Source organism: Catenulispora sp. GP43 (assembly GCF_041260665.1).
Lineage (GTDB): Bacteria > Actinomycetota > Actinomycetes > Streptomycetales > Catenulisporaceae > Catenulispora.
Map to the genome: position 1 here is coordinate 86363 of NZ_JBGCCT010000024.1, position 25008 is coordinate 111370.

Below are 25008 nucleotides of genomic sequence, written 5' to 3' on the forward strand. Positions count from 1 at the left end.
ATCCGTATATCCCGTCGGCCTGCAAGTATTCGGGAGTGCGTTCATGGCTTTGCCATCCGCCGATCCCCTCGACCACCACTACCGCGGCGAGCATCCGATCCGCACGCTCGCCTACCTCTTCCGGGAGGACCGGGGCCGGCTGGCCCTGGGTGTGCTCGCCTATTTCGTCAAGCACAGCCCCACTTTCCTGCTTCCCCTGGTGACCGCGGACGTCATCGACATCGTGGTGAAGCACCGCCCGATATCCGGCCTCTGGATCGATTCGGGCATTCTCCTCCTACTGCTCCTGTTCAACCTTCCCGGACATCTGTTGTACGTCCGCTGCTTCAGCCACTCCATCCGGCGCATGGGCGTCCGGCTGCGGTCGGCTCTGGTGTGGCGGCTGCAGCACCTCACGATCGGCTACCACTCGCGGGTCAGCGCCGGTGTGTTGCAGGCCAAGGTGATCCGCGACGTCGAGGCCATCGAGCAGGCCGCGCAGCAGACCTCCGACACCGGCATCGGCGCGCTGGTGACGATGGTCGGCGCGACCGTCATCATCGCGTTCCGGGACCCGGTCTGGCTGCCGGTGTTCGCCGGGCTGGTGCCGGTGACGGTGCTGCTGGCGATGGCCCTGCGCAAACCGATGAAACAGGACAATGAGTCCTTCCGTGCGGAAGTGGAGCAATTGTCCTCCCGCGTCGTGGAGATGACCCACCTGATCCCCATCACCCGCGCGCACGGCCTGGAGCGGGACGCCTACCGCCGGGTGGACGGCACACTGCGCCGCGTGCTCGCCGCCGGGCTGCGGCTGGACCTGATCAACGGCACGTTCGGCGCGATGGCGTGGATCGCCCTGAACTTCATGGGCGTCGCCTGCCTGACCGGCGCGGCGTACGCCGCCTACACCGGCGCGCTGGGCACCTCGCCCGGCGACGTGGTGATGCTCAGCGCCTTCTTCACGACGCTGGTCGGCTCGGTGACCGCGCTGATGAACCTGACGCCGGTCATCACCCGGGGCCTGGCCTCGGTGCGCTCGGTCGGCGAGGTCCTGCAGGCCCCGGACATCGAGGAGAACGAGGGCCGCGAGCTCGTGGAGTCGGTCCGCGGCGAGTTCCGCTTCGAGGGCACGCGCTTCGAGTACCCCGACGCCGACCGCCCCTCGGTCGCCGACTTCGACCTGGTGGTCGCCCCCGGCCAGACGGTCGCCTTCGTCGGCGCCTCCGGAGCCGGCAAGTCGACGGTGCTGAACCTGGTCATCGGCTTCATCCGGCCGACCGGCGGCCGCATCCTGCTCGACGGCCGCGACATGGCCGGCCTGGACCTGCGGACCTACCGCAAGCACCTGTCGATCGTGCCGCAGGAGACGACGCTGTTCGACGGGACGATCCGCGACAACGTGCTCTACGGCCTGACCGGAGTGGACGACGACGAACTCCGCAAGGCGCTGCGCGACGCCAACGCCCTGGAGTTCGTCGAGCGCCTGCCCGACGGCCTGGACACCCGCGTCGGCGAGAAGGGCGCCCGGCTGTCCGGCGGGCAGAAGCAGCGCCTGGCGATCGCCCGAGCGCTGGTCCGCGACCCCAGGGTGCTGATCCTGGACGAGGCCACCTCCGCCCTGGACACGCAGTCCGAGCGCCTGATCCAGGAGGCCCTGGGCCGGCTGGTCAGCGGGCGCACGACGTTCGTCGTGGCGCACCGGCTGTCCACGGTGCGCAACGCCGACCGGATCGTGGTGATGGAGGGCGGACGGATCGTGGAGACCGGGACGCACGACGAGCTGGTGGCGCGAGACGGGGCGTACGCCGCGCTGCACGGGGTGCGGGCTTCTTAGGGCTTCTTAGGGCTTCTAGGGCCTCTTAGGGGGCTTCTTAGGGCTTCTTGGGAGCGCTCGCGGCTGTTGGGAACGTGGCGGCGGTGCCTGCGAGGGCGCCGCCGCCACCGCCGTTCTCGGCGCGCCCCCGGGGCTGGTCTGCCCGAGCCGTTACCCCGTTCGGACGACTCGACTTGGCCCGGCCCGCGCCGCTGCCTGATCGTGGCCTGCGATGAGCACCTCAGCCGAGCAGCGCCTGCCCGCGTGGGCCGTGTGGTCCACCGCCCTCCCGGTGCTGGCCATCGTGCTGCTGGCGTTCACCTGGGGCCGCGACATGCCGCCGTGGGTGGTGGCGATCATCGCGGCCTTCCTGTTCGGCGCGGTCCTCGCCGCGGTGCACCACGCGGAGGTGGTCGCGCACCGGGTCGGGGAGCCGTTCGGGTCGCTGGTGCTGGCGGTCGCGGTGACCGTCATCGAGGTGGCGCTGATCATCACCATGATGTCGGCGAAGGGCGCCAAGGGCGCGGGGCTGGCCCGGGACACGGTGTTCGCAGCCGTGATGATCACCTGCAACGGCATCGCCGGCCTGTGCCTGCTGCTCGGGGCCCTGAAGCGAGGGCTGGCGCTGTTCAACGCCGACGGGGCCTCGACGGTCTTCGGCGCGATCATCACGCTGGCCGGGCTGACCCTGGTGCTGCCGACCTTCACCACCTCGCAGCCCGGGCCGGAGTTCAACGACACCCAGCTGAGCTTCGCCGCGCTGGCCTCGATCGCGGTGTACGGGCTGTTCATCAGCGCGCTCACGGTGCGGCACCGGCCGGACTACCTGCCCGTCGACGACGGGAGCGGGGACGGCGCGGACGACTTCGATCTGGCCGACTACGACGGAGAAGACTACGGCGGCGAGCCCCCGACCGACCGCCAGGCCCTGAACAGCCTGATCCTGCTCCTGCTGGCCCTGGTCGCCGTGGTCGGCCTGGGCAAGGGCGTCTCGCCGACGATCGAGCGCGGCGTGGACCGCGCGGGCCTCCCGGCCTCGGTGGTCGGCGTGGTGATCGCGCTGATGGTGCTGCTGCCGGAGTCGATCGCGGCGGTCCGCGCGGCGCAGCGGGACGAGGTGCAGACCAGTCTGAACCTGGCGCTGGGCTCGGCGATGGCCAGCATCGGGCTCACGATCCCGTCGATCGCCGTGGCCACCATCTGGCTGTCCACCCCCCTGCTCCTGGGCCTCGACGCCAGCCACATGGTGCTGCTGGCGATGACCGTCGCCGTCGGCACCCTGACGTTCGTCCGCGGCCGCGCGACGCTGGTCCAAGGCGGCGCGCATCTGGTGCTGTGCGCCGGCTATCTGATCCTCGCGGTCAGTCCTTAGCCTTCCCGAAGCGGTCGCGCAGCTCACGCTTGAGCACCTTGTGGCTCGGCCCCAGCGGCAGCGCGTCCACGAACTCGACCCGGCGCGGATACTTGTGCCGGCCCAGGTGCTCGTTCCCGTAGGCGAGGACCTCCTCGGCCGAGGGCACACCCTCCCCCGCCACCACGACCGCCACGATCTCCTCGCCGTGGACGTCGTCGGGCACGCCGATGACGGCGACCTCGGTGAGGCCCGGCATGCGCAGCAGCGCGTCCTCGACCTCCCGCGGGTAGACGTTGAACCCGCCGCGGATGATCAGGTCCTTGGTGCGGTCGACGATCGAGATGAAGCCGTCCTCGTCGCGGCGTCCCAGGTCACCGGTGCGGAACCAGCCGTCCACGACCGCGGCCGCGGTGGCCTCGGGGCGGCCGAGGTAGCCGGTGAAGACGTTGTGGCCGCGGATCACGATCTCGCCGAGTTCCCCGCGCGGCAGGAGCTTGACGGCGTCCAGGACGTCCGGGTCCGCGATCTCCACGTCCACACCCCACAGCGGGTGGCCTACGGTCCCGGCGCGGGTGCCAATCGAGAGCTGGTTCACCGACGCCACCGGCGAGGTCTCGGACAGGCCGTAGCCCTCCAGCACCTTCGCGCCGAAGGCCGCCTCGAAGCGTTCCAGCACCGGCACCGGGAGCGAGGCGCCGCCGGAGACGCAGCGGCGCAGCGTCGGCATCGGCAGTCGCATCTTCTGGGCGCGCGCCGCGGCCTCGATGAGCGTGACGTACATCGTCGGGACGCCGTGGAAGGTGGTGACCTGTTCCTTGACCATCAGGGCGATGGCGGCGTCGGGGTCGAAGCGCGGCAGCAGGACGACGGTGCCGCCCAGGCGCCAGGTGGCGTTCATGCTGACGGTCTGGCCGAAGGTGTGGAACAGCGGCAGGGAGGCCAGGACGACGTCGTCGCGGCGGACCTCGTCGCGGGCGTCGTAGGCGTCGGTCGTCGCGTTCATCACCAGGTTGAGGTGCGACAGGACGGCGCCTTTGGGCGTGCCGGTGGTGCCGGACGTGTAGAAGATGACCGCCGGGTCCTCGGGCGCGCGGGTCAGGAAGGTCGGCAGCGGCGTGGCCTGCTCGGTGAGCTCCTCCAGGCGGCCGCCGGGACCCGCCGTGAGCAGCCGCGCGCCGGTCTTCTCGGCGGCCTCGGCCGCGGTCTGGGCGCACATGGCGTGGGCGATGACGACGCTCGCGCCGCTGTCGCGCAGCACGGTCTCGGCTTCGCCGGCGGTGAGCAGCAGGTGCACGGGGACCACGACGCCGCCGGCGGCGAGGATCGCGTAGTAGGCGCGCGGGAACTCGGCGGTGTTCGGGCACATCAGGGCGACCTTGTCGCCGGGCCGGACGCCCTGCTCGGCCAGCGCGCCGGCCTGGCGGAGCACCTGGGCCCACAGCTCGGCGAAGGTGTAGCGGCGGTCGCCCTCGATCAGCGCGGTCCGGCCGGGGCGGCGCCAGGCCGGCTCGGCGAGGACGCTGGCCAGCGATAGGGAGGTCATGCCTGCTCGCTTCCTGTCGGGGTGCTCATGATCTCAGAAGGCGCTTGGAGGTCTCAGAAGGCGCTGACCCCGGTCAGGGCGCGGCCGAGCAGCAGCTTCTGGATCTGGGAAGTGCCTTCGTAGAGGGTCAGGACCCTGGCGTCGCGCAGGTATTTGCCCACGGGGTACTCGTCGATGTAGCCGTAGCCGCCGAAGACCTGGATCGCGTTGTTGGCGGCGCGCACCGCCGCCTCGGAGCAGAAGAGCTTGGCAGTGGAGGCGGCGGTGGCGTAGGGCAGGCCGCGTTCGATGAGGTCGGCGACGCGCCAGACCAGCAGCCGGCCGGCGTCCAGGTCGACGGAGATGTCGGCGAGCATCTCCTGCACGAGCTGGTAGTTCGCGATCGGCTTGCCGAACTGGTCGCGCTCGGCCGCGTAGCCGACGGAGGCGTCCAGGCAGGCCTGGATCAGGCCGACGCAGCCGGCGGCCACCGACATGCGGCCCTTGTCGAGCGTGGACATCGCGATCTTGAAGCCCTGGCCGATCTCCCCGAGGCGCGCCGCGTCCGGCACCCGGACCTGGTCCAGGACCAGCTCGGCGGTGGCCTGCCCGCGCAACCCCAGCTTGCCCTTGATCTCGCGGGCCTGGAAGCCGGGGGTGTCGGTGGCGACGAGGAAGGCGGTGATGCCGCGCGGACCGTCGTCGGGCCGGCCGTCCTTGTCGCCGGTGCGGGCGAAGACGAGGGCGAGGTCGGCCCAGGTGCCGTTGGTGATGAAGAGCTTCGAGCCGGTGAGCAGCCAATCACCGGTTTGGTCGTCGCGCACGGCCTTGGTTTTGAGGTGGCCGGCATCGGACCCGTTGCCCGGCTCGGTGAGCCCGAAGCAGCCGAGCGCGTCACCGGCGACGAGCCGCGGAATCCACGCCTGCTTCTGCTCCTCGGTCCCGTAGGCCAGCAACGGCTTGGCGACCAGGCCGAGCGAGACCGAGACGATGCCCCGCACAGCGGTGTCCCCGCGCCCGAGCTCCTCCATGACCAGGCAGTACGACAGATGGTCGCCCCCGGACCCGCCGTACTCCTCAGGAATGGTCATCCCGAGAAAGCCCAGGTCACCAAGCCGCTTCACCACGGACCGGTCCACCGCCTCGACCCGGTCCCATTCGGCGGCGTGCGGAATGAGCTCACGATCGGCGAAATCGGCGGCGAGAGCACGAATCGCCTCGTGCTCATCGGTGAGGGACAGGTCCATCGGACACCTCGGAGTTGCGGAAACTAGCGCCGGGAGTTTTCTTGAACGTAGTCGCGCGAAACTAGCGGCGCAAGGTTTGCCGGCGGGATTTACTGGGGTGCCCGGGCGCGCACGCCACGCCGCGGGGAGACAGCCAGGAGAGGGAGACGCGTATGGCTCGGCCACGGACGCCGCTGCTCAGCCGCGACGGCATCGTCGCCGCGGCACTGGCCTTGGTCGACGCCGAGGGGCTGGAGGCGCTGTCGACGCGGCGGCTCGCTGCGGAGTTGGGGGTGAGTGGGCCGAGTTTGTACAACCATGTGGCGACGAAGGATGAGCTGATCGACGCGGTGGTCGACAGCGTGGTCGCGGGGGTGGATGTTTCGGCTTTCGCCGGGTTGGGGGTCGGTGGCGCGGGCAAGGTCCTCGGCGAAGAGCCAGCGTGGCGCGGCGCGTTGGCAACCTGGGCGCGCTCGTATCGCGAAGTGCTGGCAGCGCACCCGAACGTGGTCCCCGCCCTGGCACGTGGCTCAGGCCGCCGCCCGGCACAGCTGCACATCGCCGACGCCGTCTTCGGCGGCCTGGTCGCCGCCGGCTGGCCACGCCGCGAGGCCACCAGCATCGGCGCCCTGATGCGCTCGCTGGTGATCGGATCCGCGCTGGGCTCGTTCGCGGCCAGCTTCCCGGCCGACGCATCGGTCTACGCGGGCGTCTACCCACACCTGGACCAGGCGCACCTGCTCGCCGAGCATCAGCGCGAGATCGACGACCGAGCCTTCGAAGTCGGCCTCGCCGCAGTCCTCGACGGCCTGGAGCTCCGGCTCGCGGCGTTGCGCCACGGCGGCGAACCGGGCGCCACCCGTACCTGAATCCGCACCGCCCAAAAGCCGCCAACAGCCCCCAACAAACCCTTGTGAACTTGTACCCTCAACACGGCCCCAGCGCGATTTGGCCAACCAGGTTCCCCGCGCGCGCCGCTTCCGGCATGCTTCGCGCTGTGGCGGCCACAGACAACACGGCGACCGGCGGCACCGACCAACCCGAGCAACCGCCGAACGCTCTCATAGAGGCGACGACGGCGCTCCTGTCAGCGGTCACCGCCATCACCCTCCCCCTCGAACTCCCCACCGCCGAGCCGGCACGCCGCGCCCGCACGGAGATCGAGCACACCCTCACAGCCGCGATCCTCCCCAGGCTGCGCACCCCCGACGCACCACTCCTGTGCGCCCTGGCCGGCCCCACCGGCGTCGGCAAATCAACGCTGCTGAACGCCCTGGCCGGCGCAACGCTCTCGGCGACAGGCCCGCTGCGGCCGACTACGCGGGCGGCAGTGTTGGTGTGCCACCCGGCGGATATGGCGGGGCTGGTGGAGGTGGCGGGGGCGCAGTCGGCGGAATCAGTGTCGGCCGCCGAGGCAGAGCCGGTAGCCGCGGACGAGACGGCGGCGGCCGGAACCGAGCTGGCAGCCGAGGCAGAGCCGGCGGCTGCGGGCGAGACGGAAGCAGCGGGCGAGGCGATATCAGCCGACGAGGCAACTCGGTCTGAGCAGGTGGCGGCGGCCGACGAGCTGGTTGGCGAGCTGGTTGGCGAGGATGGTTCGGCGTCGGCCGAGGTGCCGATGCCTGGCGGCGAAACGACATCCGGCATAGCGCTCGAGCGCACCGACACAGCCGTATCCGCCGAGCCATCGACCGCCGCCGCATCGGGGGCCGTCGAAGAGCCGGTTACCGCTGAGACATCGATACCCGGCGAAGCACCGGATTCTGCTGACGAGGCAAAGTCCGGCAACGAGCCGGTGGTCGCCGACGCAGTGCTGGCCGAGGCGACGGTCGCGTCCGAGGAATCGGGGCCAGCCGAAGCAGCAGGGCAGGTCGGCCGGGCGTGCGTGGGCACCGAGGCTGGGCTGGGTGCGCGGGTGGGGGTCGAGCTGGCTGCTTTGATTTCTTCCCCCCTCCCCTCCCCCTCCCTCCCTCGTGGTGTTGCGTTGGTGGACACGGTTGATGGCGACGTGGCGGTCGTGGGGGCCGCGGACGTCGTTGTGGTCGTGGTGAGTGCTGAACGGTATGCGGATGCCGCTGTGTGGCGGGTTCTGCGGCGGGTGGGTGGGCTGGGAGTTCCGGTCGTCGTGGTGTTGGGGCGGGTTGCGGCGGGGGTTGTGGAGGAGGTTTCGGGGGCCTTCGTTGAGTTGTTGCGGGTGAATGGGTTGGGGGCGGTTCCCTTCTTCGTGGTGGAGGAGGTTGGGGACGGCGAGGGAGCCCTGGCCCGGGGCGCGTTCCTTGGCGACAGCGGTGCTCTCTGTATGGACGGAGGGCGGGGCGAGAACACGGCTGGCGATGGGGGTGGCGCCCCGGGCGAGGGCGGCTATGGAAACGGCGGGCTCGGGCGCGCTGGCGGGCCTGCCGGGGGGACGGGGATTGAGGTTGGGGGTCGGGGCGGGGATCTAGGGGGCTTGGGGTCCGCGCCCGAGTCTGAGGGGGATGCTGCGGCTCGGTATGAGTCTGAGGGGGAGGCCCGGGCTGAGGCTCGGGTTGGGATGGGAGCCGGGGCTGAGGCTGAGGTCGGTGTCGGGGTCGGGGCTGTTCGGGCTGAGACTGAGGCAGACGCTGAGGCAGACGCTGAGGCAGACGCTGAGGCGGAGTCTGGAGCTGAGGCCGAGGCGAAGGCTGAAACTGCAGTCGGCCTTGGCGATGGGCCCGGTCACGAGTCTCAGGCTGGGTTCGAGTCTGGGGCTGGGCCCGACGTCGAGCCGACGCCCGAGGGCGAGCCGGCGCCCGAGGTTGAGTCAGGGCCCGAGGTCGAGTCAGGGGCCGAAGTCAATGGCGCCCTTGAGTCCATATCAGCGTCTACATCAGCAACTACATCTGGCATCGGGAACGGGGACAGTCACCCGCTCGTGCCGGAAGCAGCAGTCGCGGGGTTGCTCGGGTGGCTCAGGGATGCGGGGGCGGACACCGCGGGGCGGGTGCGGATCGGGATGCTCGGGGTGGCCGGGCGGCTCGATTCCGTTGACAGGCTTGTTCAGGTTCTTGCCGATGCCTGGGAGGGGCAGCGGCTTGCTCTACAGGTATTGCATCAGGGCTTGGAGAGAGTGCATACCGCTGAACGGGTGAGGTTTCGGGGGGCCGTGGATGCCGGGGAGTTGTTGGGGGGTGAGGTGCGGATTCGGTGGCAGGAGTTGGTGGGTTCGGGGCGTGTCAGTGCTCTGTTCGGGGCGGAGGATGGGGGCAAGAAGAGTCGGCGGCGCAAGCGGGCTGAGGCCGATTGGAGTGCGCGCTTTCACAACCCCACCGCGCATGATGCCGCTACCGCGCCGTTGCGTGCCGCGCTTGTCGAAGCCGTCGCCCGGGGGTATCGCGGGGCGTTGGAGCGGGCTGCGCGCAAGACCTCTGATCAGTGGGAGCTGACGCCGGGGGCGCCCGAGGCGGCGATCGCTGATGAGGCGGCGCGGCGGGCCGGGGATCCGGCGCGGGCTGCTGCGGAGTGGCTCGATCATTTGCCGGCGGTCATTCTCGACCAGGCGCATTCGCGGCGGACCACGCGGACGATCGGGCCCGCCGGTGCTCACATGCGGAGCGCGGCGTTGGTGCTGGGCGTAGCGGCGCTTGCCGGTGGTGGGGCTGTGGAAGAGGGTGCGGCCGAGGCTGATGGCATCGGCCCGCGTGACGAAGACCCCGCCGCCTCCGCCGCGCTCGGCCTGCTGCACACCATGTTCGGCCACGAAGCCGCCGACCGGCTCCTGGCCACCGCCACCACGTCCCTGAAAGACGGCAACGCGCGCCTCCTGGACCGCGCCGCCGAGCCCCACCGCGCCCAGTTGGCCGCCCACGCCCTCGACCCCCGCCAGGCCCAGGCGCTCGCCGAGGCGCGCGCGGCGGTGGCTCGAGCCCGGAACGAGGAAGACTGAGATGAGCGCCGATATCGCGAGCAGAGGCGTCGGGACCGTGCCGGACGGCGGTGCGCAGGCGCTCACCGGACGGCTGGCGACGCTGGAAGCACTGCTGAAGGAGACCGACGGCCGGCTGTCGGACTTCACCGCTCAGGAGGCCGACCGCATCCTGCGCCGGGTGCACGAGCGCATCGCCCTGTCGCCCGAGCACGTCGTCACCGCCATCGCCGGGGCGACGGGCAGCGGGAAGTCCTCGCTGTTCAATGCCCTGATTCGCTTCGATCTGGCTCCGGTGGGTGCCATCCGGCCGACGACGACCACCGGGCTGGCGTGCATCTGGGATCCGGCGAACGCCGATGCCTCCTCGGCGCTGCTGGATCGGATCGGGGTCGCGAGCGGTAACAGGATACTGAGAGGCTCGCTGCTGGACGGCGCCGGCCGTACCGCCGAGCCCGAGCTCGCGCCGCTGGTCCTGATCGACCTGCCGGACCACGACTCCGCCGTGCGGGCGCACCGCGACGAGACCGACCGGGCGACCGCCGCCGCCGACCTGCTGCTGTTCGTCACCGACCCGCAGAAGTACGCCGACGCCTCCTGGCACGAGCGCTACCTGCGCCACCTGGACCACCACCAGGAGACGCTGGTCGTCGTCCTCAACAAGAACGACGAGTTGGCGCCGCTGGACGCGCGGGCCTGCGCCGCGGATCTGAGCAGGATCCTGGCCGAGTCAGGGCTCGCCGATGTGCCGATCCTGCTGACCTCGACGCGCACCGGCGAAGGGCTCCAGGAGCTCAGGGAACTGATAGTGACGCGCGTCCGCCGGAAGCAGGCGGCTCTGTTGCGCAGCGACGCGGACGTCGACCGGGCCGCGACCCTGATCGCCGCCGAGCTCACCCCGCGCGATGGCCGCATCCCGGAAAGCCTTACGCCGCAAGCGAAATCCGCCGCGTATCTGGCTATCGGCGACAGCACCAGCATGCTGGCTCTGTCAGACCTCATAGACGCCACCTATCGCCGTCGCGCCTCGCTCGTCACCGGCTGGCCGGTGCGTCATGCGATCAGGGCACTGGCATCTCGGGTCCGCGGCGCGGAGGAGTCGCGCTACTCCCCCTGGGCCGGTGCGGTGGCCGGCGAGCCGGCGCCGCCGCCGATCCAGCTCGGCGACGTCGAGCACGCCGTCTCCGACGCCGTGGCCCACGTCGCCGAGGAACTGCCTCCGTTGTGGGCCAAGGAGATGCGCCGCATCGGCGATCGCTGCGTGAAGAGCCTGTCCGACACCCTGGACTCCACGCTGTCCGGGACGGAAGTCGGGCCGCGGCTGATCCCCCGCTGGTGGACCGCCGTGCAGGTGCTGCACTGGATGCTGCTGACCGCGGCGCTCGTCGGGGTCGGCGGTGCCGTCGCCTACGCGGCCTCCGGCGGCGGCAAGGACTCCAGCCTGCCCGACACCGGTTCTGTGCCGTTCCCGCTGCTCGTGGCGATCGTCGCGCTCGTCGGCGGGGCGTTGCTGGACCTCGCGTGCCGGCCGGCGGCGCGCCGGGCCGCCACGCGGCTGCGGGCGAAGGTGGGTGAGCGGATGACCGGACGTGTGCGGGGTGCGACCGAGCAGTTGCTGTTCGCGCCGCTCGTCGCCGAACATGAACGATATGTCAGAGCCTGGACCCTGACTCAGGGACTTGTCAGGAAGACCGGAGAAAAGAGCGTGCCCCTGTCCGGCGGGGGACAGGGGCACCCTTTACTCTAAGTACCCTTATTCGGGGAGGGAAGCCACTCCGGGGGCCAGGAATCGGTGGCCGGTCACGATCTCCGCGACCCCGGTGCGGTCCAGGTACGGCGTGATGCCGCCGAGATGGAACGGCCAGCCGGCGCCAAGCAGCATGCACAGGTCGATGTCCTGCGCCTCGCCGACCACGCCCTCGGTGAGCATCAGGTCCACTTCCTGCGCCATCGCCTTCAGCGCGCGGTCGCGGAGCTGCTCCTCGGTGGACGGGGAGTCGCCGGGCTGGAACAGCTCCAGGACCTCCGGGTCGATCACCGGCACGCCGGTGTCCCACGTGTAGATCGCCTTCTTGCCGGCCGCGACCAGCTTGGCCAGGTTCGGCGAGACCGCGAAGCGGTCCGGGAAGGCGGTGTGCAGCGTCTCGGCGACGTGCAGGGCCACCGCCGGGCCGACCAGTTCCAGCAGGACGAACGGCGACATCGGCAGGCCCAGGGGCTCCAGCGCCTTGTCCGCCGCCTCGATCGGCGTGCCCTCATCCACCGCCGCGGTGACCTCGCCCAGGAAGCGGGTCAGGAGCCGGTTCACGACGAACGCCGGGGCGTCCTTCACCAGCACGCAGGACTTCTTCAGGGTCTTGCCGACCGCGAAGGCGGTGGCCAGGGAGGCGTCGTCGGTCTGCTCGGCGCGCACGATCTCCAGCAGCGGAAGCACGGCCACCGGGTTGAAGAAGTGGAAGCCGACGACCCGCTCCGGGTGCTGGAGCTTGGAGGCCATCTCGGTCACCGACAGCGAAGAGGTGTTGGTGGCCAGCACGCAGTCCTCCCGGACCACGGCCTCGACCTCGGCGAACACCTGCTGCTTGACCGACATCTCCTCGAAGACGGCCTCGATGACCAGGTCGGCGTCGGCGAACGCGTCCTTGGTCAGCGAGCCCGATACCAGAGCCTTGAGACGGTTCGCCTGGTCCTGGTTGAGCCGGCCCTTGAGCTGGAGCAGACCGATCTGCTCGTGCACGTAGCCGACGCCCTTGTCCACGCGCGCCTGGTCGATGTCGGTCATCACGACCGGCACCTGGAGCCGCTGCACGAACAGCAGCGCGAACTGCGAGGCCATCAGACCCGCGCCGACCACGCCGACCTTGGTGACGGGGCGGGCGAGGGACTTGTCCGGCGCGCCGAACGGCTTCTTCGCACGCTTCTGGTTCAGGTTGAACGCGTACAGCCCGGCCCGCAGCTCGTTCGTCATGATCAGGTCGGCCAGGGCCGCGTCCTCGAGAGCGAAGCCCTCGTCGTTCGAGGCTGTGGCCATCTTCTCGATGATGTCCAGGGCGCGGTACGGGGCCGGGGCGGCGCCGTGCACCTTGGAATCAGCGACCTGACGTCCGCGGGCCACGGCGGCGGCGTAGTCCTCGGCCGAGAACTCCTTGCGCTCCACCGTGACCGAGCCGTTGATGACCTTCTCGGCCCAGGCGAGGGACTCCTCGAGGAAGGAGACCGGCTCGAACATCACGTCGGCGATGCCGAGCTCGAAGGCCTTGGGGCCCTTGAGCATCCGGTTCTGCGACAGCGCGTTCTCGATGATGACGGTGACCGCGGCGTCCGGGCCGATCAGCTTGGGCAGCAGCGTGCAGCCGCCCCAGCCGGGGACCAGGCCGAGGAAGCACTCGGGGAAGGCCAGCGCCGGGACGCCGGAGGAGATCGTGCGGTAGGCGCACGCCAGCGCCACCTCGACGCCGCCGCCCATGGCCGCGCCGTTGACGAACGCGAAGGAGGGCACCGGCAGCGCGCTCAGGCGCTTGAAGGTGTCGTGGCCGGCCTGTGCGATGGCCAGGGCCTGCTCGCGGTTCTTCACGACCTCGACGCCCTTGAGGTCGGCGCCGACGGCGAAGATGAACGGCTTGCCGGTGACGCCGACGCCGACGATCTCGCCGCGCGCCGCGGCGGCCTCGACCGTGTCAATGGCCTGACCCAGCTGCACCAGACCGCCGGGGCCGAAGGTGTTCGGCTTGGTGTGGTCGAAGCCGTTGTCCAGCGTGATCAGCGCGAACCGGCCGGAGTGCCCGGGCAGGTCGAAGAACTGGACCGGGGCCTTGGTGACGACCTCGTCGGGGAAGAGCTCTGTGGCGAGAGCTGTAAGGTCCTGAGTCACTTGCTCTCTCCAGTCCAGTGCGGGTTCTCCCAGATGACCGTTCCGCCCATGCCGATGCCGACACACATCGAGGTGAGGCCGTAGCGGACCTCGGGGTGCTCCTCGAAGTGCTGCGCCAGCTGGGTCATCAGGCGCACGCCGGAGGAGGCCAGCGGGTGGCCCATGGCGATGGCGCCGCCGTAGGGGTTCACGCGCTCGTCGTCGTCGGCGATGCCGAAGTGGTCCAGGAAGGCCACCACCTGCACCGCGAAGGCCTCGTTCAGCTCGAACAGGCCGATGTCGTCGATGGTCAGGCCGGCCTTGGCCAGCGCCTTCTCGGTGGCCGGGACCGGGCCGATGCCCATGACCTCAGGCTCGACGCCGACGTAGGCGTAAGAGACCAGGCGCATGCGGACCGGCAGGCCGAGCTCCTCGGCGACGTCCTCGGCGGCCAGCAGGCAGGCGGTGGCGCCGTCGTTCAGGCCGGCGGCGTTGCCCGCGGTGACGCGGCCGCGGACCCGGAACGGGGTCTTGAGCGCGGCCAGGTCCTCCACGGTGGTGCCGGGGCGCGGCGGCTCGTCCGCGGTGACCAGGGCGTAGCCCTTCTCGGCGTGCCGGGCGGACATCGGGACCAGGACGTCCTGGAACTTGCCGGCGGCCAGCGCCTTGGCGTACTTCTCCTGGGACGCGGCGGCGAAGGCGTCGCAGCGCTCCTTGGTCAGCTCCGGGTAGCGGTCGTGCAGGTTCTCCGCGGTGGAGCCCATGACCAGCGCCGAGGGGTCGACCAGCTTCTCGGCGACGATGCGCGGGTTGGGGTCCACGCCCTCGCCCATCGGGTGGCGGCCCATGTGCTCGACGCCACCGGCCACGACCACGTCGTAGGCGCCGAAGGCGATGCCGCCGGCGGTGGTGGTCACGGCGGTCATGGCACCGGCGCACATGCGGTCGATGGAGAAGCCGGGGACGGTCTTGGGCAGGCCCGCGAGCAGCCCCGCGACCCGGCCCATGGTCAGGCCCTGGTCGCCGATCTGGGTGGTGGCGGCGATGGCCACGTCGTCCACCCGCTCGGCGGGCAGCTGCGGGTTGCGCTGCAGCAGCTCGCGAATGCAGCGGATGACCAGGTCATCCGCCCTGGTCTCGGCATAGACGCCCTTGGGGCCCGCCTTGCCGAACGGGGTACGGACGCCGTCGACGAACACGACTTGTCGCACGGCCCTCTGGGTCTGAGGCACGTTGGCTCTCCTCCACACGGAACGGTTCTGCGACCATGCTACTCACGAGTAACAAGATTCGGCGAGCGCGGGGTGAGGTGACTGCGGTCACGGGGAGCGGAAGAGCGCGCAGGGGGAGAAAAGCGCGAACAAGAAACCGGTGCGGCCCGCTTGGACAGGGCCGCACCGGTCATCGTTCGCTCAGACCGCGACCGGGTCCCCCGACAGCCGCAGCGCCAGCTCGCGCGCCTTCGCGTCGGCCTGCGCCAGCGCCTCGGCCCGCGACTGCTCGGCCAGCGGGATCAGGTCAGCCATCGCCGGGTTGCTCGCGGCCAGCGTGAGCTGGATGGTGATGAACTCCGGCGTGATGCCCAGGTGCGCGGACAGGACGCTCGCGAGGTAGTTCTTCACGAACTCCATGTCCTCGCGCGGGGTACCCGGCTCGTAGGAGCCGCCGCGGGAGGCCACGATCACGACCGGCTTGCCGGCCAGCGACTGCGTGCCCTCGCCGAGCGTGCGGCCGGCCAGGATGACGTGGTCGATCCACGCCTTCAGCGAGGAGGCGAGCCCGAAGTTGTACATCGGCGCGCCGATCACGATGGCGTCCGCGGCCTCGGCCTCCTCGACCAGGGCCAGGCGGGCGGCGTGCGCGGCGGCCTGGGCCTCGGTGTGGGTGGCCGGGTCGGAGAAGGCGGCCGAGACGGTCAGCGCGTCGATGTGCGGCAGCGGGTCGGCGGCGAGGTCGCGGTGGACGACGGTGCCGTCCGGGTGGGCTTCGCGCCAGGCGTCGGCGAAGGCCGCGGTGACGGTCCGGGAGGCGCTGGCCTCGCCGGGGAACAGAGAGGCGTCGATGTGCAGCAGCGTGGCCACGGAGAACTCCCTAAGCTCGATGGTTACCTTTCGTACGTGGCTTATGATGAGTGATAGTTGAGCGCTCTACAAAAGGCACATCGGAGTGCGGCCAGGCACATGGATGTGACCGTCCAGCAAGGAATGGGAGCAGGGCAGATGACCGGAACACGGTTGGAACCGCCGAAGTCCTGTCAGGAGGTCGGGCCGGAGGGGCAGTTCGTGCGCGGCGTCCTGGACCGGATCGGCGACAAGTGGAGCCTGATGATCATCGGGAGCCTGCACCGGGGGCCCAAGCGGTTCGGCGCGTTGCAGATGTCGATCGGCGGGATCTCACAGCGGATGCTGACGCTGAACCTGCGGCATCTGGAACGCGACGGGCTGATCTCGCGGACGGTCTACGCCGAGGTGCCGCCGCGGGTCGAGTACGAGCTCACGGAGTTGGGGCACAGCCTGCTGGTGCCTGTGCTGGAGCTGGTGAACTGGGCCGCGGACAACGCCGAGAGTATCGAGAAGCACCGGGGGTCCTACGACACGACGAATGCGCCGAAGGACTGAGGCCTCACGCCCTACTCCCCCGCAGCCCGCTCCCGCCCCGCCACCTCCCGCAGCACCGCGCCGATCGTCGCCGTGGTCAGCGCCACCTGCCACGGCCGCGCGCCGGCCGCGCTCAGGAAGGCCGCCACCTGCTCGTCGCTCGGGGCCGGCACCGGCGGGTTCCAGCACAGGCGGCGCAGCGAGTCCGGCGCCAGCAGGTTCTCCACCGGCAGCGAGTGCTCCGCCGCCAGGGTGCCCACGGCCTCGCGCGCCGCGGTCAGGCGCTCGGCGGCGACCGGGTCCTTGTCGGCCCAGGCGCGCACCGGAGGCGGGCCGTCGCTCGGGGCGGCGCCGGGCTTGGGCAGTTCGGCGTCCTTCAGCTGGCGGGCCTTGGTGAGGGCCTCGAAGTAGCGCGGCACGTCGCCGGAGCGCATGCGACCGCTGAAGCCGGGGATCGCGCGCATCTGGGCCGCGGTGCCCGGCAGGGACAGGGCCGAGTCGATGATCGCCTGGTCGGGCAGGACCCGGGTGGGCGTCATGTCGCGCCGGCGGGCCAGGTCGTCGCGGGCCTCCCACAGGGCCCGCACCACGGCGAGCTGGCGGGGGCGGCGGACCTTGTGCAGGCCGGAGGTGCGGCGCCAGGGTTCGGCGCGGGGCTTGGGGGGCGGGGCGCTGGCGACGGCGTCGAACTCCTGGTGGGCCCAGTCCAGCTTGCCCGCGCCGCGCAGTTCGTCCTCGATGATGTCGCGGACCTCGACCAGGACCTCGACGTCCAGGGCCGCGTAGCGCAGCCAGGCCTCCGGCAGCGGCCGGGTGGACCAGTCCGAGGCCGAGTGGCCCTTCTCCAGCTCCAGCTTCAGCACCTCGGCGACCAGCGGGCCCAGGCCCACCCGCTCGTGGCCGCCCAGGCGGGCGCCGAGTTCGGTGTCGAACAGGCCGCCGGTGCCGTCGGCGCGGCGGGCCGGCGGGCGCATGCCGACCTCGGCCAGGCAGGCCAGGTCCTGGGAGGCGGCGTGCAGCACCCACTCGGCGCCGGCCAGGGCCGGGCCGTCGCCGGCCAGGGCCGACAGGTCCGGGCAGGCGATCGGGTCGATCAGGAACGTGCCGGCGCCCTGGCGGCGTATCTGGACCAGGTAGGCGCGCTGGCTGTACTTGTAGCCGCTGGCCCGCTCGGCGTCCACGGCGACCGGGCCGGTGCCGGCCGCCAGCGCCTCGACGGCGGCGGCCAGCGCGGCCGCGGTGTCGGTGACCGGCGGCAGGCCGTCGCGCGGTTCCAGCAGCGGGACCAGGCCGAGCGGAGCTTCGACTGCCGACTGGAGCGGCTCGGGGCTCGCCGGTCCGCCCGGCGTACTGGAACTCGTCACGCCCTTACAGTAACGACCGCCGTCAGTGAATGGTCCCGCCGCGCAGCGCGACCGCGACCATGCCGGCCCGGTCGCCCGTGCCCAGCTTGCGGGCGATGCGCGCCAGGTGGCTCTTCACGGTGAGCGCCGACAGGCCCATCGCCTGCCCGATGGCCTTGTTCGAGCGGCCGTCGGCGACCAGCCGCAGCACCTCGATCTCGCGGGCCGACAGGTCGCGGCAGCCGGCGTGCGCGGCCTGCGCGGCGCCGTTGGCCCCGGCCAGGGCGGCGGCGCCCGGTGGCAGGCCGCCGGCCGGGCGGACCCGGTTGGCGCTGGCGGCGTGGACGCCGGTCAGCCCCGGGCGGCCGGCGGCGACCGGGCGCGCTCCGGTGATGACGAACCCGCGCACGCCGGAGGCCAGGGCGGCCCGGACCGCGCCGGCGTCGTCGGCGGCCGACACGGCCAGGCCGCCGGCCCAGCCCGCGGCCCGCATCTCGGCCAGTAGCTGAAGTCCTGAGCCGTCGGGCAGATGGATGTCCACGACGGCCAGATCGCGCGTGGCGGACATCCGGCTGCGCGCCTCGGCGGCGGTCTGCGCCTCGAGCACGTCGCGGACGCCGAGCGCCCACAGGTGCCGGGTCACCGACTGGCGTACGCGGGGGTCGGCCACGACGACCATCGCGGTCAGGCGCGCCGGCCGGTATGCGATCAGGTTGGCGGTGTTGTCGACGAGTACCGACACCGAACCTCCTCCTGGGGGTGCTGCGAGCTTGTGCTCAGGCGCCGCGTCCGCCGGTAGCGGATCGGTCCATTCAGGTCATCGGCAGATCAAGCAGGCACCTTTAGGGCTAATGCTCGCAAGTTCACAGAACGGGACGGGGTCGGGCATATGATTATCGGAAAATGCGCTCTGACCTGCGGTGATATCACTTGTCCGGGAAAGTCGTCACGCGGGGCCAATGGTCGCTACGCACCGTCACCGACGCGGTCCGCAAGCGTCGGACGTGCAGTTCCGCGACCGATGGGGCGCGACGGGCCGAAGGGGCCGAGGGCTGGGCCGTCCGGTGGAACCGGCTGCGCCGATCAGGTGACCACCACGTAACGCAATGAAGCCGGAGCGTCCGGCGGTCACGAAGTAGCAGAAGTGTTCGAAGCTACCGGGGGGACTGGAGTCGCGGGTCCGCCGTCACCGGCGCGAGCCAGCCGGCGGCAGGTTCGCCACGCCCTCGTACTCCGGCGGCAGGCCCGCGCACATCATCATCAGAGCGCACCACGCCTGAAGATGCGCGCCGAAATCGATGCCGTCGCCGCCGCCCTCGGGCCCGGGGACCGGCGTCCAGGACGCCCGCACCTCCACCGCCGTGGTCGCCGGCCGGCCGGACAGCCCGCCGAAGCCGCGCGAGGACGAGCGGGAGACCGTGCCGCCCTCGGCGGTGAACGGCGCGCCGTGCTCGGCCAGCGCGTCCAGCAGCCAGGACCAGGCGACCTCGGCCAGCAGCGGGTCCTCGGCGATCTCCGCCTCCAGGTCCGCCTCGACCAGCACCACGAACCGCCACGCGCCGCGCCACTCCTCGAAGCCGCCGGGGCGGTGCAGCAGCACCAGGCGGCCGGTGGCCAGGTCCTCCTCGCCGCCATCCTGGTCGACGCCAGCCTGGTCGACGCCGGCCTGACCGGTGCGGACGACGGCTCCGCCGACGGCGTACGCGAAGGGGGCCAGGTTCACCGGGGAGGGCAGCGGGTCGAGCTCGATCGCGGCCGGCAAGGGCGCCGCCGTCAAGGCGGCGACGGCCTCCGCGAACTCCCGCGGGTCGTCCGCGCGGCTGGGTGCCATGGGTGAAGCGTACGCCGCCGCGCCGCGGGCCCGAGGGGAGGCGCGCTGGCACGCGACGCACGGGGCCGCGTACCGACGCGACGTCGGGAAAAACCGGACCGGACCGGCCCGCACACAGCAAGACCCGGGCATCGAGCACCCGGGTGAACGTGGGACCATCGAAGGGTGACCGACGACAGGAGCGATGCCGTGCACGACAGCGTGACCGAGAGCCCGAACCGAGCGGCAGACCTGGACCCGTCGGCGGCCGAGCAGCCCACCGAGGTTCCCGGCCCGCGCCGCAGCGAGTTCCCGGCCGACGCGAACCGCTCCCCGGCCCAGGACAGCGACCTCGTGCGCGCCGCGCGCCGTAAGCCGGTCGGCCACACCCCGGTGTGGTTCATGCGCATGGCCGGCCGCTCGCTGCCGGAGTACAAGAAGATCCGCGAAGGCATCCCGATGCTGGACTCCTGCCTGCGGCCGGACCTGGTCACCGAGATCACCCTGCAGCCGGTGCGCCGCTACGGCGTGGACGCGGCCATCTTCTACAGCGACATCGTGGTGCCGCTCAAGGCGATCGGCGTGGACGTGGAGATCGTGCCGAACGTCGGCCCGGTGTTCGCGAACCCGGTCCATGACGCCGCCGGGTTGGACCGGATCCGGGCGCTGGACCCGGCCTCGGACTTCTCGTTCGTCACCGAGGCGGTCGGGCAGCTGGTCGGCGAGCTCGGCGCGACCCCGCTGATCGGCTTCGGCGGCGCCCCGTTCACGGTGGGCAGCTACCTCATCGAGGGCGGCCCGTCGAAGAACCATGAGAAGACCAAGGCGATGATGCTCGGCGAGCCGGAGCTGTTCGCGGCGCTCATGGACCGCCTGGCCGACCTGACCGCGGAGTTCCTGCGGGTGCAGATCGAGGCCGGCGCGAGCGCGGTGCAGCTGTTCGACTCCTGGGCCGGCGCGCTGTCGCCGCGGGACTACGAGCGCTACGTCATGCCGCACAGCGCGAAGGTGCTGGCGGCGGTGGCCGACCTCGGCGTGCCGCGCATCCACTTCGGCGTGGGCACCGGCGAGCTGCTGCCGCTGATGGCCGCCGCCGGCGCGGACGTGGTCGGCGTGGACTGGCGGGTGCCGCTGGACGAGGCCTCGCGCCGCATCGGGCCGGAGTACGCGGTGCAGGGCAACCTGGACCCGTCGGTGATGTTCGCGCCGTGGCCGGTGATCGAGACCCGGGTGCGCGAGGTCCTCGACGAGGGCGCGCGGACCCCGGGGCACATCTTCAACCTGGGCCACGGCGTGACGCCGGACATGGACCCGGACCGGCTGGCCAGGGTGGTCGAGCTGGTGCACGAGGCGTCGGCGCGCTGAGGCTCGCTCACGAAAGGGACGGCGGCGGTGGGCACGACACAGGGGGCTGCGATGACCTCGGAGCAGACGTCGTCTCAGGGTTCGGATCCGGGCGGGGCGCCGGCGCTCAGGCCGGGGCCCGGTGCGGGACTCGGCTCGGCGCCGGATGTGGGGCCGGGTGCGGCGCCGGGTACGGGGCCGGCCTCCGTGGCCGTGATCGGCGCCGGCATCTCGGGCCTGGCCGCGGCCTGGTACCTCAAGCAGGCGCTGCCGGACGCGGCCGTCACCGTCTTCGAGGGCTCGCCCCGGCTCGGCGGCAAGCTCGCGGTCGGCGAGGTCGGCGGGGTCCGGGTGGACCTCGGCGCCGAGTCGATCCTGAACCGGCGGCCCGAGGCGGTGGACCTGGCCCGGGCCGTGGGGCTGGCCGCGGACATCGTGCATCCGGCCACGGCTTCGGCGTCGGTGTGGAGCCGGGGCGAGCTGGTGCCGATGCCCAAGGGACACCTGATGGGCGTTCCCGGGGATCCCGGCGTGCTGGCCGGTCTGCTGTCGGCGGCCGGGCTCAAGCGGGCCGAGGCGGGACCGGGGCTGCCGTCGCGTTCGCTGCTGCGCTCGCAGGGCCAGACCGACGACATCGCGGTCGGCGCGTACGTGGCCGGGACGTTCGGCCACGAGGTCGTGGACCGGTTGGTCGAGCCGCTGCTCGGCGGCGTCTACGCGGGCCACGCCGACGAGATCTCTTTGCGCGCCGCGATTCCGGCCCTGGTTCCCGCCTACGAGTCGGGCGAACCGCTGGACGAGGCGGTGTCGAAGATCCTCGCCGGGCAGGCCGCGGCAGCCAACCCCAAGCCGGTGTTCGCCGGGGTTCGCGGCGGTGTCGGGCGGCTCCCGGTCGCACTGGCAGAGTCCTGCGAAAGCGCGGGCGTCATGATCCGGCGCGAGACCATGGTCAGGGAACTGACTCGCACCGCCGGCGGCTGGCGCCTGGTGTCGGGCCCGGTGCCCGCGCCGACGGCCCACGAAGTCGGCGCGGTCATCGTGGCGGTACCCGGGGCCCCGGCCGCGCGGCTGCTGAAGGACGTGGCACCGGCCGCGGCGGCGGAGCTCGCAGAGATCGAATACGCCTCGGTCGCCCTGGCGACCTTCGTGTTCGACGACGCCGCGCTGCCCGCCGGGAGCGGCTTCCTCGTCCCGCCGGCCGACGGCCGGTACATCAAGGCTTCGACGTTCTCCAGCGTGAAGTGGTCCTGGCTCGCCGAGTCCGGCAAGACGGTGGTCCGCGCCTCCGTCGGCCGGCACCGCGAGACCGCGGACCTGCAGCGCGAGGACGCCGATCTGGCCGCGACGGCCCTGGCCGATGTGCGGACCGCGCTCGGCGCGCCGGACGCCCTCGGCGAGCCCGTCGACTGGCACGTCCAGCGCTGGGGCGGAGGGCTGCCGCAGTACGCGGTCGGGCACGTGGCGCGCGTGGAGCGGATCCGTTCCGCGGTGGCCGCGCAGCCGGGACTGGCGGTCTGCGGCGCGGCCTACGACGGCGTCGGGATCGCGGCGTGCGTCGCCTCGGCGCTGCGGGCGGCCCGCGAAATCAGTACCGGGCCCGCATAGCGCCGGGCGCACAACCAAGTACACCCACAAGGAAGAATGAAGACATGAGCGACAGCGGTAACGAAACCCAGGACGAGCGCCCGGCCGGCGTGGTCAGCAACGTCCGCATCGGCAAGCGCGCGGTGGAGCTGAACGAGGTCACCCGCTACGCGCTGTGGAGCGTCTTCAAGGTCCGCCGCGACCTGCCGGCCTCCGACGACGCCCGCGCCGACATGGCCGCCGAGGTGGAGACGTTGTTCGAGGCGCTGGCCAAGGACGACGTGGTGGTGCGCGGCACCTACGACGTGGCCGGGTTCCGGCACGACGCGGACTTCATGTTCTGGCTGCACGCCGAGACCTCCGACGCGCTGCAGGACGCCTACCAGCGGTTCCGCCGCACCGCCTTCGGCCGTCTGACCGAGCCGGTGTGGTCGCAGATGGCGCTGCACCGTCCGGCCGAGTTCAACAAGAGCCACGTGCCGGCGTTCGTCGCCGACGAGACGCCGCGCGGCTACATCGCGGTCTACCCCTTCGTCCGCGGCTACGAGTGGTACCTGCTGGAGGACGCCGAGCGCCGCCGGCTGCTCGCCGAGCACGGGATGATGTCCCGGGAGTACCCGGACGTGCGGGCCAACACGGTGCCGGCGTTCGCGCTCGGCGACTACGAGTGGATCCTGGCCTTCGAGGCCGACGCGCTGGACCGCATCGTGGATCTGATGCGGCACCTGCGCGGCTCGGAGACGCGGCGGCACGTCCGGGAGGAAGTGCCGTTCTACACCGGCAAGCGGCGCCCGATCGCGGAGATCGTCGCGGCCCTGCCGTAGGTCAGTAGTACCAGACGGCTACACCCTTGTGGCGCGAGCACGTGCCCTGCGCCGTGGTGCTGTAGCTGTATGTACCGTCGTGGCAAAGGGCTTCGGCACCGCTCGGGTGGGATTCGCCCGCGCCGCAGCGGGCCGTGCCCTCGTCGATGGTCGCGTGATCGACACAGGTGGCGGCTTCCGTGGATGTGGGGGCCGCCGCCGGGGCTTTCGTGGTGACGGGGTGCGAGGGCGGCGCGACCGCCGTCGTGGTCGGGACGCTGCGCACTGACGGCGTCGGCGGCGGCTTGGCCGCGCTTGTGGTCGCGGGCGCGGCGGGCGGCGCGGCAGTGGTCGAGGGTACCGTGGTCGGCAGAGCGCTACTCGCCGGAGCCGACGCACTCGTGCTGTGCGAAGCCCCCACCTGCGCCTGAGCTTGCGCCTGCGCAGCCGCCGAGCTCGAAGCAGTGGACTGACACGCTGTCGCCGAGAGCGCGATCGCGCACGCTAAAACCGGCGCCCACCTGGAGCGGAGCATGGGTTCCCTCCCGAAAGGCCGACGCCCGCCGCCGGCCGGAGCCCCACCCTGGCACTGATCAGCGGCCGGCGAAACGCTTAAGCCCCATGCACTGTCGCCGCTGGCCGCCGCACCAGCCCGGTCACCCCCATGACCAGGCACCCCGCGCCGGACGCCGCGGCGAGCACGCCCCCGACCAGTTGCCGGGTCAGCGCCGAGCTCGACGCGCACGGGCCCCGGCCCGTGAACTGGAGCCCCGCCGGCACCGGATACTTCCGGGACAGCGGGGAGCCGCAGTCGACCTCGACGTGGGCCACGGTGAACCCGTTGGAGCCCACGTCGATACCGAGGTGCGTGTGGTGCAGGCCGACGTAGGCCGCGCCCCCGAGCAGGAGCAGGCCCAGCACGATCAGGATCCAGGTTTGCCGCACAGGTTGCCGCACACCGTCTCAGACGTCCGACGGGCGGCGATGGTTGTGGCAGCCGGGCAGCAGACGACACCGGTCATGGGACGAAGCCGATCAGGGGACGAAGCGGTACCCGGTCCCGTACTCCGTCATCAGGTGCCGCGGGTTCTGCGGATCGTCCTCCAGCTTGCGGCGCAGGCGCGCCATGTGGAACCGCAGATACCCGGCCTCGCCGGTGTGGCTGTTGCCCCACACGTCCGCCAGCAGCCGGGCTGTGCTCACCAGCTGGCCGGGGTGGCGCAGCAGGACCTCCAGCAGGGCCCACTCGGTGCGGGTCAGACGCACCGGATCCCCTTCGCGGGCCACGCTGTGCGCCGCCAGGTCGATGTCGCAGCTGCCCAGCCGCACCGAGCTGGTCTCGACGCCGGCCGCGCCGGCGTGGGCCTGCTGGTGGCGGCGGATCACCGCGCGCAGCCGGGCCAGCAGCTCCTCCATGGCGAAGGGCTTGGTGACGTAGTCGTCCGCGCCGGCGTCCAGGGCGTGGATCTTCTCCTGCGGATCGGACCGTCCGGACAGGACCACGATCGGGACCGTGGTCCAGCCGCGCAGGCCCAGGATCACCTCGACCCCGTCCATGTCCGGCAGGCCCAGGTCCAGCAGGACCGCGTCGGGCAGCTTACGGGCCGCGCAGGCCAGCGCGTCGACACCGTTGGCCGCCGTCTCGACCTCGTAGGTCCGGGACTTCAGGTTGATGCGCAGGGCGCGCAGGATCTGCGGCTCGTCGTCGACGACCAGGATGCGGGTCACTGGCTCCCTCAGTTCTCGTCGGAAGTCGGGCACTCGTGACAAGTCAACAGTCCGGGTGCGCCGCTCGGGGTGCTTGCTCGCGCGATGCAAACGTCGGCACGCCCGATGCAAATGGCCGCCCCGCGCTGTCGCCGGAGAAGCACCGGCCGGTCCGGCCCCCATTCAACCAGCC

The 25008-nt window shown here is 71.7% G+C and carries 21 protein-coding genes; 10 read left to right on the forward strand and 11 right to left on the reverse strand.

Annotated elements, in window-relative coordinates:
• Window positions 1-43: 43 nt before the first annotated feature.
• Both ABH926_RS37315 and ABH926_RS37320 read left to right on the forward strand, forming a co-directional pair.
• The gene (locus ABH926_RS37315) at window positions 44-1813 is read left to right on the forward strand and encodes an ABC transporter ATP-binding protein (protein WP_370370681.1); all 1770 of its coding nucleotides are present in this window, start codon (window positions 44-46) and stop codon (window positions 1811-1813) included.
• Between the two features lie 211 nt (window positions 1814-2024).
• On the forward strand, window positions 2025-3164 hold the full coding sequence (locus tag ABH926_RS37320; RefSeq protein ID WP_370370682.1) for a calcium:proton antiporter: 1140 nt from the start codon (window positions 2025-2027) through the stop codon (window positions 3162-3164).
• Here ABH926_RS37320 and ABH926_RS37325 read toward each other — a convergent pair.
• Both ABH926_RS37325 and ABH926_RS37330 read right to left on the reverse strand, forming a co-directional pair.
• Window positions 3154-4689 (reverse strand): long-chain fatty acid--CoA ligase, encoded by a 1536-nt coding sequence (locus ABH926_RS37325; RefSeq protein ID WP_370370683.1) that lies wholly within the window; start codon window positions 4687-4689, stop codon window positions 3154-3156. The two genes, ABH926_RS37320 and ABH926_RS37325, sit on opposite strands and share 11 nt — an antisense overlap.
• 53 nt (window positions 4690-4742) lie before the next feature.
• Window positions 4743-5915: an acyl-CoA dehydrogenase family protein gene (locus ABH926_RS37330; protein ID WP_370370684.1), complete on the reverse strand. Its 1173-nt coding sequence runs from the start codon at window positions 5913-5915 to the stop codon at window positions 4743-4745.
• Between the two features lie 152 nt (window positions 5916-6067).
• Between ABH926_RS37330 and ABH926_RS37335 the strand changes: the two genes are divergently transcribed.
• From ABH926_RS37335 to ABH926_RS37345, 3 genes are all read left to right on the forward strand, one after another.
• Window positions 6068-6763, forward strand: coding sequence for a TetR/AcrR family transcriptional regulator (locus tag ABH926_RS37335; protein WP_370370685.1), 696 nt, complete (start codon window positions 6068-6070; stop codon window positions 6761-6763).
• A gap of 128 nt (window positions 6764-6891) precedes the next feature.
• Complete coding sequence (locus ABH926_RS37340; RefSeq protein ID WP_370370686.1) at window positions 6892-9798, forward strand: GTPase; 2907 nt, start codon at window positions 6892-6894, stop codon at window positions 9796-9798.
• 1 nt (window position 9799) lies between these two features.
• Window positions 9800-11524: a GTPase gene (locus tag ABH926_RS37345; protein ID WP_370370687.1), complete on the forward strand. Its 1725-nt coding sequence runs from the start codon at window positions 9800-9802 to the stop codon at window positions 11522-11524.
• Between the two features lie 6 nt (window positions 11525-11530).
• Here the strand turns inward: ABH926_RS37345 and ABH926_RS37350 are convergent, their stop codons facing one another.
• From ABH926_RS37350 to ABH926_RS37360, 3 genes are all read right to left on the reverse strand, one after another.
• The gene (locus tag ABH926_RS37350; protein WP_370370688.1) at window positions 11531-13648 is read right to left on the reverse strand and encodes a 3-hydroxyacyl-CoA dehydrogenase NAD-binding domain-containing protein; all 2118 of its coding nucleotides are present in this window, start codon (window positions 13646-13648) and stop codon (window positions 11531-11533) included.
• Complete coding sequence (locus ABH926_RS37355; RefSeq protein ID WP_370370689.1) at window positions 13645-14859, reverse strand: acetyl-CoA C-acyltransferase; 1215 nt, start codon at window positions 14857-14859, stop codon at window positions 13645-13647. Before ABH926_RS37355 ends, ABH926_RS37350 begins: the two co-directional genes overlap by 4 nt.
• A 180-nt stretch (window positions 14860-15039) precedes the next feature.
• On the reverse strand, window positions 15040-15708 hold the full coding sequence (locus ABH926_RS37360) for an FMN-dependent NADH-azoreductase (RefSeq protein WP_370370690.1): 669 nt from the start codon (window positions 15706-15708) through the stop codon (window positions 15040-15042).
• A 138-nt stretch (window positions 15709-15846) separates the two neighbouring features.
• On the opposite strand from ABH926_RS37360, the gene ABH926_RS37365 reads away from it, so the two are divergent.
• Complete coding sequence (locus ABH926_RS37365) at window positions 15847-16245, forward strand: winged helix-turn-helix transcriptional regulator (protein WP_370370691.1); 399 nt, start codon at window positions 15847-15849, stop codon at window positions 16243-16245.
• Between the two features lie 11 nt (window positions 16246-16256).
• On the opposite strand, the gene ABH926_RS37370 is transcribed toward ABH926_RS37365, so the two are convergent.
• From ABH926_RS37370 to ABH926_RS37380, 3 genes are all read right to left on the reverse strand, one after another.
• Window positions 16257-17588, reverse strand: coding sequence for an HRDC domain-containing protein (locus ABH926_RS37370; protein ID WP_370370692.1), 1332 nt, complete (start codon window positions 17586-17588; stop codon window positions 16257-16259).
• A 22-nt stretch (window positions 17589-17610) separates the two neighbouring features.
• Entirely contained in the window at window positions 17611-18309 is a 699-nt protein-coding gene (locus ABH926_RS37375; RefSeq protein WP_370338831.1) for a LuxR C-terminal-related transcriptional regulator, read from the reverse strand.
• 444 nt (window positions 18310-18753) lie between these two features.
• Window positions 18754-19398 carry a DUF3000 domain-containing protein gene (locus ABH926_RS37380; protein ID WP_370370693.1) on the reverse strand — a complete coding sequence of 215 codons (645 nt, stop codon included), beginning with the start codon at window positions 19396-19398 and terminating at the stop codon, window positions 18754-18756.
• 333 nt (window positions 19399-19731) lie between these two features.
• On the opposite strand from ABH926_RS37380, the gene hemE reads away from it, so the two are divergent.
• Genes hemE through hemQ form a run of 3 tightly spaced genes read left to right on the forward strand, consistent with a single transcriptional unit; the run spans window position 19732 to window position 23129 of the window.
• Complete coding sequence (hemE, locus tag ABH926_RS37385; RefSeq protein WP_370370753.1) at window positions 19732-20742, forward strand: uroporphyrinogen decarboxylase; 1011 nt, start codon at window positions 19732-19734, stop codon at window positions 20740-20742.
• A gap of 51 nt (window positions 20743-20793) precedes the next feature.
• Entirely contained in the window at window positions 20794-22326 is a 1533-nt protein-coding gene (gene hemG, locus ABH926_RS37390) for a protoporphyrinogen oxidase (protein WP_370370694.1), read from the forward strand.
• A gap of 44 nt (window positions 22327-22370) precedes the next feature.
• The gene (hemQ, locus tag ABH926_RS37395; RefSeq protein ID WP_370370695.1) at window positions 22371-23129 is read left to right on the forward strand and encodes a hydrogen peroxide-dependent heme synthase; all 759 of its coding nucleotides are present in this window, start codon (window positions 22371-22373) and stop codon (window positions 23127-23129) included.
• Between the two features lies 1 nt (window position 23130).
• Here the strand turns inward: hemQ and ABH926_RS37400 are convergent, their stop codons facing one another.
• A complete protein-coding gene (locus ABH926_RS37400; RefSeq protein ID WP_370370696.1) occupies window positions 23131-23394 on the reverse strand; it encodes a DUF3761 domain-containing protein in 264 nt (87 codons plus the stop codon).
• Between ABH926_RS37400 and ABH926_RS37405 the strand changes: the two genes are divergently transcribed.
• Window positions 23309-23539 carry a hypothetical protein gene (locus ABH926_RS37405; RefSeq protein WP_370370759.1) on the forward strand — a complete coding sequence of 77 codons (231 nt, stop codon included), beginning with the start codon at window positions 23309-23311 and terminating at the stop codon, window positions 23537-23539. The genes ABH926_RS37400 and ABH926_RS37405 overlap by 86 nt on opposite strands.
• A gap of 181 nt (window positions 23540-23720) precedes the next feature.
• Here ABH926_RS37405 and ABH926_RS37410 read toward each other — a convergent pair whose 3' ends face one another.
• Together ABH926_RS37410 and ABH926_RS37415 are read right to left on the reverse strand one after the other, a co-directional pair.
• Window positions 23721-24053: a hypothetical protein gene (locus tag ABH926_RS37410; protein WP_370370697.1), complete on the reverse strand. Its 333-nt coding sequence runs from the start codon at window positions 24051-24053 to the stop codon at window positions 23721-23723.
• Between the two features lie 90 nt (window positions 24054-24143).
• Window positions 24144-24836, reverse strand: coding sequence for a response regulator (locus tag ABH926_RS37415; RefSeq protein ID WP_370370698.1), 693 nt, complete (start codon window positions 24834-24836; stop codon window positions 24144-24146).
• Window positions 24837-25008: the final 172 nt, after the last annotated feature.

Excerpts from the sequence above, each read along its gene's own strand:
- ABH926_RS37315 (WP_370370681.1), top strand. The coding sequence starts at position 44 with ATGGCTTTGCCATCCGCCGATCCCCTCGACCACCACTACCGCGGCGAG.
- ABH926_RS37320 (WP_370370682.1), top strand. The coding sequence starts at position 2,025 with ATGAGCACCTCAGCCGAGCAGCGCCTGCCCGCGTGGGCCGTGTGGTCC.
- ABH926_RS37325 (WP_370370683.1), bottom strand. The coding sequence starts at position 4,689 with ATGACCTCCCTATCGCTGGCCAGCGTCCTCGCCGAGCCGGCCTGGCGC.
- ABH926_RS37330 (WP_370370684.1), bottom strand. The coding sequence starts at position 5,915 with ATGGACCTGTCCCTCACCGATGAGCACGAGGCGATTCGTGCTCTCGCC.
- ABH926_RS37335 (WP_370370685.1), top strand. The coding sequence starts at position 6,068 with ATGGCTCGGCCACGGACGCCGCTGCTCAGCCGCGACGGCATCGTCGCC.
- ABH926_RS37345 (WP_370370687.1), top strand. The coding sequence starts at position 9,800 with ATGAGCGCCGATATCGCGAGCAGAGGCGTCGGGACCGTGCCGGACGGC.
- ABH926_RS37365 (WP_370370691.1), top strand. The coding sequence starts at position 15,847 with ATGACCGGAACACGGTTGGAACCGCCGAAGTCCTGTCAGGAGGTCGGG.
- ABH926_RS37380 (WP_370370693.1), bottom strand. The coding sequence starts at position 19,398 with ATGGCACCCAGCCGCGCGGACGACCCGCGGGAGTTCGCGGAGGCCGTC.
- hemG (WP_370370694.1), top strand. The coding sequence starts at position 20,794 with ATGACCTCGGAGCAGACGTCGTCTCAGGGTTCGGATCCGGGCGGGGCG.
- hemQ (WP_370370695.1), top strand. The coding sequence starts at position 22,371 with ATGAGCGACAGCGGTAACGAAACCCAGGACGAGCGCCCGGCCGGCGTG.